This is a genomic window from Streptomyces prunicolor NBRC 13075 (assembly GCF_000367365.1).
In the GTDB taxonomy this organism is placed as follows: domain Bacteria; phylum Actinomycetota; class Actinomycetes; order Streptomycetales; family Streptomycetaceae; genus Streptomyces; species Streptomyces prunicolor.
In genome coordinates this window covers 62,097-68,830 of the sequence record NZ_BARF01000128.1, presented here as the reverse complement: position 1 = coordinate 68,830, position 6,734 = coordinate 62,097, and the positions used below count along the sequence as shown (strand labels likewise).

The following is a 6,734-nucleotide window of genomic DNA, read 5'->3' as shown; positions in this document are numbered from 1 at the left end:
CGGGGGCTACAGCCACCCCTGCTGTCGGGCCTCCCGCATCGCCTCCATGCGGTTGCGGGTGGCTGTCTTGCCGATCGCCGATGAGAGGTAGTTGCGGACGGTCGACTCGGAGAGGTGGAGCTTCGTGGCGATGTCGGAGACCGTCGCGCCGTCCACCGAGGCCTTGAGGACGTCGCACTCGCGGGCGGTGAGCGGGTTCGGGCCCGCGCTCAACGCGGCGGCGGCCAGCGCCGGGTCGATGACCGTCTCGCCGGTCAGGACGCGGCGGATCGCGGCGGCCAGGTCCTCGACCGGGCCGTCCTTCACCAGGAAGCCCGCCGCGCCCGCTTCCATCGCCCGGCGCAGATAACCGGGGCGGCCGAAGGTCGTGAGGATCAACACCCGGCAGTCCGGGGCCTGTTCGCGGAGTTCGGCGGCGGCGTCCAGGCCGCTCATGCCGGGGAGTTCGATGTCGAGGAGGGCCACGTCGGGGCGGTGGGTCAGGGCGGCGTCCACGATCGTGTCACCCCGTCCGACCTGGGCGACGACCTCCAGGTCCGGCTCCATGCCGAGCAGCAGGGCGAGGGCGCCGCGCATCATGCCCTGGTCCTCGGCGAGCAGCACTCTGACGGACTTGGCGGGCCGGTGGTCCCGGGGCATCTCATCCACGGGGCAAGGGTAAGGCCCGGGGAGACTCGGGGCGGTTATCAAAAACTCTTCATTGTTCGCGTCCGCGAGTCTTGACGGTCTCCGGCTGCGGGCAAACAATCGCCTCGGCATTCTGCAATCACCTTGGAATTTCCGGGCGCCGGGCCGCTTTCGGAAAACTTTCGACCACCTCTCGACAGTTCGACATTTCGATCGCGAATTGGTTCGGCATTTCGATCGAACGGCGTTCGGTATATCGACCGCGTCGATCGGGCGCCGATGCTCCACCCGCACCCGCACCCGCACCCGCACCCGCAACTGCACCCGCGTCAACCACCCGCACCGCCCTACCAGGAACAGAAACAGAATGAGGTGCACCGTGTTCTTGAGATTCCTCCGCACCGGGCCGCGTCGGCTGAGAAACGCCACCCTGGCCGCACTGTCCGCGCTCGTGACCGTCGTCGCGCTGGCCGTCGGCGTCCCGCAGGCATCCGCCGCCACCTCGCTGCCGTGCGACATCTACGCCACCGCCGGCACGCCCTGCGTCGCCGCGCACAGTCTCGTCAGGGCGCTCTACTCGTCGTACAACGGCTCGCTGTACCAGGTGCAGCGGGCCTCCGACAGTGCCACCGCGAACATCGGCCTGCTGGCGGCCGGTGGGTATGCCAACGCTGCGGCGCAGGACTCGTTCTGTTCCGGTACGACGTGCATCATCACCAAGATCTACGACCAGTCCGCGCGCCACAACGACCTCACGATCGAGGGCGCGGGCGGCGCCGGCGTCGCGGACGTCGGAGCGCCCGCGGACGCGCTGCCGGTGACCGTCGGCGGGCACCAGGTCTACGGCCTGGAGATCTCGGCCGGCATGGGCTACCGCGACAACTCCACCTCGGGCGTGGCCACGAACGGCGCCGCCGAGGGGATGTACATGGTGACCTCGGGCACGCACGTCAACGGCAGTTGCTGCTTCGACTACGGCAACGCGGAGACCAACAACCAGGACACCGGCAACGGTCACATGGACGCGATCAACTTCGGTACGGAGTGCTGGTTCGCCCCCTGCTACGGCAGCGGTCCCTGGGTGCAGGCCGACCTGGAGAACGGGCTGTTCCAGTCGGACTCCGGGTACAGCAAGAACACGGCGAACACCGGCACCGGAGCGATACCGTTCGTCACCGCTTTGCTGAAAAACAATGGTCAGGACCATTTCGCGCTGAAATACGGGAATGCGCAGTCGGGCAGTCTCACGACCACCTATTCCGGGGGTGAACCCACCACCAGTGGTTACTCGCCCATGCACCAGGAGGGCGCGATCGTCCTGGGCACCGGCGGGGACAACAGCAACGGCTCCATCGGCTCGTTCTTCGAGGGCGTCATGACCGCCGGCATCCCGACGGACGCCGCCGACAACTCCGTACAGGCCAACATCGTGTCCGTCGGCTACGGCGGCTCGACCGGCACCACCGGGACGCTGGCGGCCGGTTCGGAGATCTCGCTGCGCGCGACCACCTCGTGCTGCACGGCCGACTACATCCGACACCAGAACAACGCGGCGGTGCTCTCGGCCATCACGTCGAGCAGTGCGACGCTCGACAAGGGCGACGCCACCTGGATCGTCCGCAAGGGACTCGCCGACAGCTCCTGCTATTCGTTCGAGTCACGGAACTACCCGGGCGACTTCCTACGCCACTACAACTACCAGCTCTACCGCCAACCCATGGTCGGCACAACGCAGTTCAGACAGGACGCCACGTTCTGCGCCTCGACTGGCAAGAGCGGCACGGGCACCTCGTTCGCGTCGTACAACTACCCGACGAAGTTCATCCGGCACTACAACCTCAACGTCTACATAGCGAGCAACGGCGGCTCCAATACCTGGGACAGCGCCACCTCGTGGACGGATGACGTGAGTTGGGTGGTCACGGCTCCCTGGGCGCCCTAGATCCCGGCGTAGTCACTACGGAGGACGTCAACTCCGCTGCCTCCACCGGGAGTTCGGCGGTCACGGTGAAGCCGCCGCGTGGCGACGGGCCGGCCTGCAAGGAGCCGCCCGCCACCGCGAGGCGTTCCGTCAGGCCCTTCAGACCGGTCCCGCCGATGCCCTCGGCGGGGCCGGTCCCAGGGGAGCCCCCGTTCCCGTCCCCGGGACCGTCGTCCGCGATCGTCAGGCGGACGCGGTCCAGGACCCCGTCGAGGGTGATCTCGCAGCGGGTCGCGCCGCTGTGCCGTATGACGTTGGTGACCGCCTCGCGGACCACCCAGCCCAGCAGGGCCTCGTTCTGCGGGGTCAGGGGTGGGCCCGACTGGCGGACGACCGGGGCGATGTCGGCGGCGGACAACGCGGAGCGGGCGCGGTCCAGTTCGGTGGCGAGGCTGCCCTCGCGGTAGCCGGTGACCGCCTCGCGGATCTCGGTGAGCGCCTGCCGGCCGACCGATTCGATGTCGGTGATCTGGTCGAGCGCGGCGTTCATGTCGCGGGGTGCGAGGCGCCGGGCCGCCTCCGACTTCACGACGATCACCGAGAGGGTGTGCCCGAGCAGGTCGTGCAGATCGCGGGAGAAGCGCATGCGTTCCTTCTCGACCGCGCGGCGCGCCAACTCCTCGCGGGCGGCGCGCAGTTCGCGTACGGCTTCGGAGAGGGAGAGGATCGCCGCGGTCACCATCGTCGACAGGAACGTGCCGTAGGCGACGTTGATCGCGTCCCAGCCCGCCCGGTACACGGAGACCGCGGCGGCGAGTGCGGTCAGAGCGAGGCCGACCTGGCCGAGGCGCGGGCCCCGCACGACGGCGCCCGTGGCGAGGCCGAGGAGGGGGAAGAAGTAGAGCCAGCTGCCGCCGTAGCCGAGGGCGAGGCCGCAGGTGATCAGGCCCATCACGATCAGCGCCACCAGCGTGGAGACCGCCTGGCGCTTCTCCTTCACGAAGGAGCGGAACACCACATAGATGTAGAGGGAGTTGAAGACGAACAGGCCCAGGCCGCCGATCCAGGGGTTGGCGGTCTTGCCCTGGAGGAGGTTGGAGAAGGAGCCCATGCCCATCAGCAGCCAGGGCAGCAGGGAGAAGCCCGTCGGCGGTGGACCCGGGTTCTCGGGCCGCTCGCCCTTGCGGCGGGCCTCCTTCTGCGCGACCTTGAACTCCGCCATGTCGGCCTTCCACTGGGCCCGCGCGGCCTTCCACTGTTGTAGCTGGCAGGTGATCCCTCGCATCCAGGTCATCTCTCTCGCTCCCCCGGTCACACGGTCCGCCCGGTCCGGCGGTACGCCAGCACAGCGTACGAACCGAACGCGAGCAGCCAAGCCGTCAGCACCGCGATCGCGCCGAGCGCCGGGGCGTGCCCGTCGGCGACGGAGGTGCCGAGTTCGGCGAAGCGGTTGGTCGGGGTGTAGTGGGAGATCGCGCGCAGCCAGCCGGGGAAGAGGCTGATCGGGAACCACAGGCCGCCGAGCACCGCGAGCCCCATGGTGCAGGCCATGTTCGCGACGCCGGTGGTCTGGGAGGTGAGCCCGTAGCCGTTGCCGAGGCCGAGCAGGGTGAAGGGGATCGAGCCGAGCCACAGCAGCAGCGCGATCGCCGCCCACTGCCAGGCGTCCAGCCGTACGCCGTTGACCAGGCCGCCCGCCGCGAGCACCGCGACGATCGCGGGCAGTACGGTCACCGAACCGGTCAGCGCCCGGCCGAGCACGACCTGGCGCGGGCTCATCGGCGTCACCCGCAGTTGCCTGAGCCAGCCGATCGCCCGGTCCTCGGCGACCCCGCCCCCGGTGTTGAGCGCGGAGCCGACCGCGCCGTAGGCAGCCATACCGACCATCGCCGTGGCCTTGTAGCCGCTGTCGTCACCGCCGAGGTTCGTGAACAGCAGGTACATCATCACCGGCATCGCGATCCCGCCGATCACGAAGCCGACGTCGCGCAGGGTGCGGCGTACTTCGAGGCGCAGATAGTCGAGCATCACACCGTCTCCAGTTCGGGTGCCGTCAGTGCCAGGAACGCGTCGTCGAGGGAGGCCGGGGTGACCTCCAGGCCGTGGATCGCGTCCAGGTCCGCCAGTGCGCGCACGGTCGCGTCCGAGTCGTCGGTGCGCAGCAGGGCGCGGTCGCCGCGGACTTCGAGGGACCGTACGCCGGGCAGCTGGGCGAGGCCCTCGGTGGCGCGGCCCGCCAGGTCGAAGGAGACGAGGCTGCCGCCGGCCGCCCGCTTGAGCTGCTCGCCGGTGCCGTCCGCGACGATCCGGCCGCGGTCGATGACGACGATGCGGTCGGCGTGCGCGTCGGCCTCCTCCAGGTAGTGCGTGGAGAACAGGACGGTGTGCCCGCGCCGGGCAAACGCCCGCATTGACTGCCAGAACGCGTGCCGCGCCTCCACGTCCAGCGCCGCGGTCGGCTCGTCGAGCACGATCAGCGACGGGTTCCCCGCCAGCGCCACGGCGAACCGCACCCGCTGTGTCTGCCCGCCCGACAGCCGGTCCACCCGCCGCCCGGCCAGCTCGCCGATCCCGGCCAGCTCCAGGGCCTGCGCGACCGGCATCGCCTTCGGATAGCGCCGGGCGACGAACGCGACCAGCTCGCCGACGGTGACCCGGGGCACCGCCCGCGACTCCTGGAGCATCGCCCCGACCAGGCCGCTGCGTACGGCCGACTCCGGTGCCCCGCCGAACAGTTCGACCGTGCCGGCGTCGGGCGCGTTCAGCCCGAGCAGCAGCGAGATCGTCGTCGACTTGCCCGCACCGTTGCGGCCGAGCAGCGCGACCGTCTCGCCGCGCCCGATCTCCAGGTCCACGCCGTCCACGGCACGCACCGCGCCGAAGTTCTTGACCGCCCCCGCGAAGGACACGGCACGCTCTGACCGGTCTGACGTCCCGCCGGCCGTCCCACCCGCCGCCCCACCTGTCTGTGTCATGGCTACGACGCTACGGATCCGGCCCCCTCGCCCGGCAGATGCGCATGTACGGACTCGGGCAGGACAAATGTCACGGGTGCCGGAACGGATGCAGGAACGGATGCAGGAACGGACGCCGGAACAGATGCCGGTACGGGCACCGGTGCCGACACCCACCTGACGCACCGTCAGGAGCCTTCACAAGTGCGGGGCGCTCGGCTATACAGAAGGGCGCCGGACTGGAACGCGTTCTAGGTCGGCCCGTGACGACCTCGGTGCGGCCGACGGTGCGGACGGCCGCACCGAGGTCTTCGACCACCGGCGATCAGGAGCCCCATGCCCATCGACGCAGCCCAGGCCCTCGCGGCCGAACCCCGGACCGGCGAGATCTCCTGGACCACCAAGGACGTCCAGCTCTACCACCTCGGCCTCGGCGCGGGCACCCCCGCGACCGACCCCGACGAGCTGCGCTACACCTTGGAGTCCCGGCTGCACGTCCTGCCGAGTTTCGCCACCGTCGCGGGCAACGGATCACCCGGCGTGATCAGCGGCCTGTCCATGCCCGGCATCGAGGTCGACCTCGCCCGCGTCCTGCACGGCGGCCAGTCCCTGCGCCTGCACCGCCCGATCCCGGCCCAGTCCACCGCGACCAGCACCGGCCGCATCGCCGCCGTCTACGACAAGGGCAAGGCGGCCGTCCTCGTCATGCGCACCGAAGTCGCCGACGCCGACGGCCCGTTGTGGACGAACGACGCGCAGATCTTCGTACGGGGAGAAGGCGGCTGGGGCGGCGACCGCGGCCCCTCCACCCGCCCCGAACCACCAACAGGCGAGCCCGACAAGGTGGTTGAGCGGCACATCCGCGAGGACCAGGCCCTCCTCTACCGCCTCTCCGGCGACTGGAACCCCCTGCACGCCGACCCCGAGTTCGCCAAACTCGCCGGGTTCGACCGCCCCATCCTGCACGGGCTGTGCACCTACGGCATGACGCTGAAGGCGGTCGTGGACACGTTGCTCGACGGTGATGTGAGCCGGGTGCGCGCCTACGACACACGGTTCACCGGAGTGGTGTTCCCCGGCGAGACGCTGCGCATCCGCATGTGGCGGCAGGGCGATGCCGGAGCCGGCGTGGTGCGGGTCGCGGTGAGCGCCGCGGAACGGGACGACGCGCCCGTCCTCGCCGACACGATCGTCGAACACGCCTGAGCCAGGCCAGAGTTGACCCGAGTTGA

6 protein-coding genes are annotated in these 6,734 nt (G+C 70.0%); 2 read left to right on the top strand and 4 right to left on the bottom strand.

The genetic code is table 11. From position 1 onward, the window contains the following. Window positions 1-6 precede the first annotated feature (6 nt). On the bottom strand, window positions 7-639 hold the full coding sequence (locus SPR02S_RS48890; RefSeq protein WP_019064381.1) for a response regulator transcription factor: 633 nt from the start codon (window positions 637-639) through the stop codon (window positions 7-9). 367 nt (window positions 640-1,006) lie between these two features. Between SPR02S_RS48890 and SPR02S_RS48885 the strand changes: the two genes are divergently transcribed. Continuing rightward, window positions 1,007-2,569 carry an alpha-L-arabinofuranosidase B gene (locus SPR02S_RS48885; RefSeq protein ID WP_020684292.1) on the top strand — a complete coding sequence of 521 codons (1,563 nt, stop codon included), beginning with the start codon at window positions 1,007-1,009 and terminating at the stop codon, window positions 2,567-2,569. Here SPR02S_RS48885 and SPR02S_RS48880 read toward each other — a convergent pair. The 3 genes from SPR02S_RS48880 to SPR02S_RS48870 are packed head-to-tail and all read right to left on the bottom strand — an operon-like array spanning window position 2,547 to window position 5,457. Next, window positions 2,547-3,842, bottom strand: coding sequence for a sensor histidine kinase (locus SPR02S_RS48880; protein ID WP_019064379.1), 1,296 nt, complete (start codon window positions 3,840-3,842; stop codon window positions 2,547-2,549). The genes SPR02S_RS48885 and SPR02S_RS48880 overlap by 23 nt on opposite strands. Before the next feature lie 17 nt (window positions 3,843-3,859). Further along, the gene (locus SPR02S_RS48875; RefSeq protein WP_019064378.1) at window positions 3,860-4,576 is read right to left on the bottom strand and encodes an ABC transporter permease; all 717 of its coding nucleotides are present in this window, start codon (window positions 4,574-4,576) and stop codon (window positions 3,860-3,862) included. Next, window positions 4,576-5,457, bottom strand: a complete 882-nt coding sequence (locus SPR02S_RS48870; protein ID WP_019064377.1) for an ABC transporter ATP-binding protein — start codon at window positions 5,455-5,457, stop codon at window positions 4,576-4,578. Before SPR02S_RS48870 ends, SPR02S_RS48875 begins: the two co-directional genes overlap by 1 nt. 381 nt (window positions 5,458-5,838) lie before the next feature. On the opposite strand from SPR02S_RS48870, the gene chsH3 reads away from it, so the two are divergent. After that, window positions 5,839-6,708 carry an enoyl-CoA hydratase ChsH3 gene (gene chsH3 / locus SPR02S_RS48860; protein ID WP_019064375.1) on the top strand — a complete coding sequence of 290 codons (870 nt, stop codon included), beginning with the start codon at window positions 5,839-5,841 and terminating at the stop codon, window positions 6,706-6,708. The last annotated feature ends 26 nt before the right edge of the window (window positions 6,709-6,734 follow it).

Excerpts from the sequence above, each read along its gene's own strand:
- SPR02S_RS48890 (WP_019064381.1), bottom strand. The coding sequence starts at position 639 with ATGCCCCGGGACCACCGGCCCGCCAAGTCCGTCAGAGTGCTGCTCGCC.
- SPR02S_RS48880 (WP_019064379.1), bottom strand. The coding sequence starts at position 3,842 with ATGACCTGGATGCGAGGGATCACCTGCCAGCTACAACAGTGGAAGGCC.
- SPR02S_RS48875 (WP_019064378.1), bottom strand. The coding sequence starts at position 4,576 with ATGCTCGACTATCTGCGCCTCGAAGTACGCCGCACCCTGCGCGACGTC.
- chsH3 (WP_019064375.1), top strand. The coding sequence starts at position 5,839 with ATGCCCATCGACGCAGCCCAGGCCCTCGCGGCCGAACCCCGGACCGGC.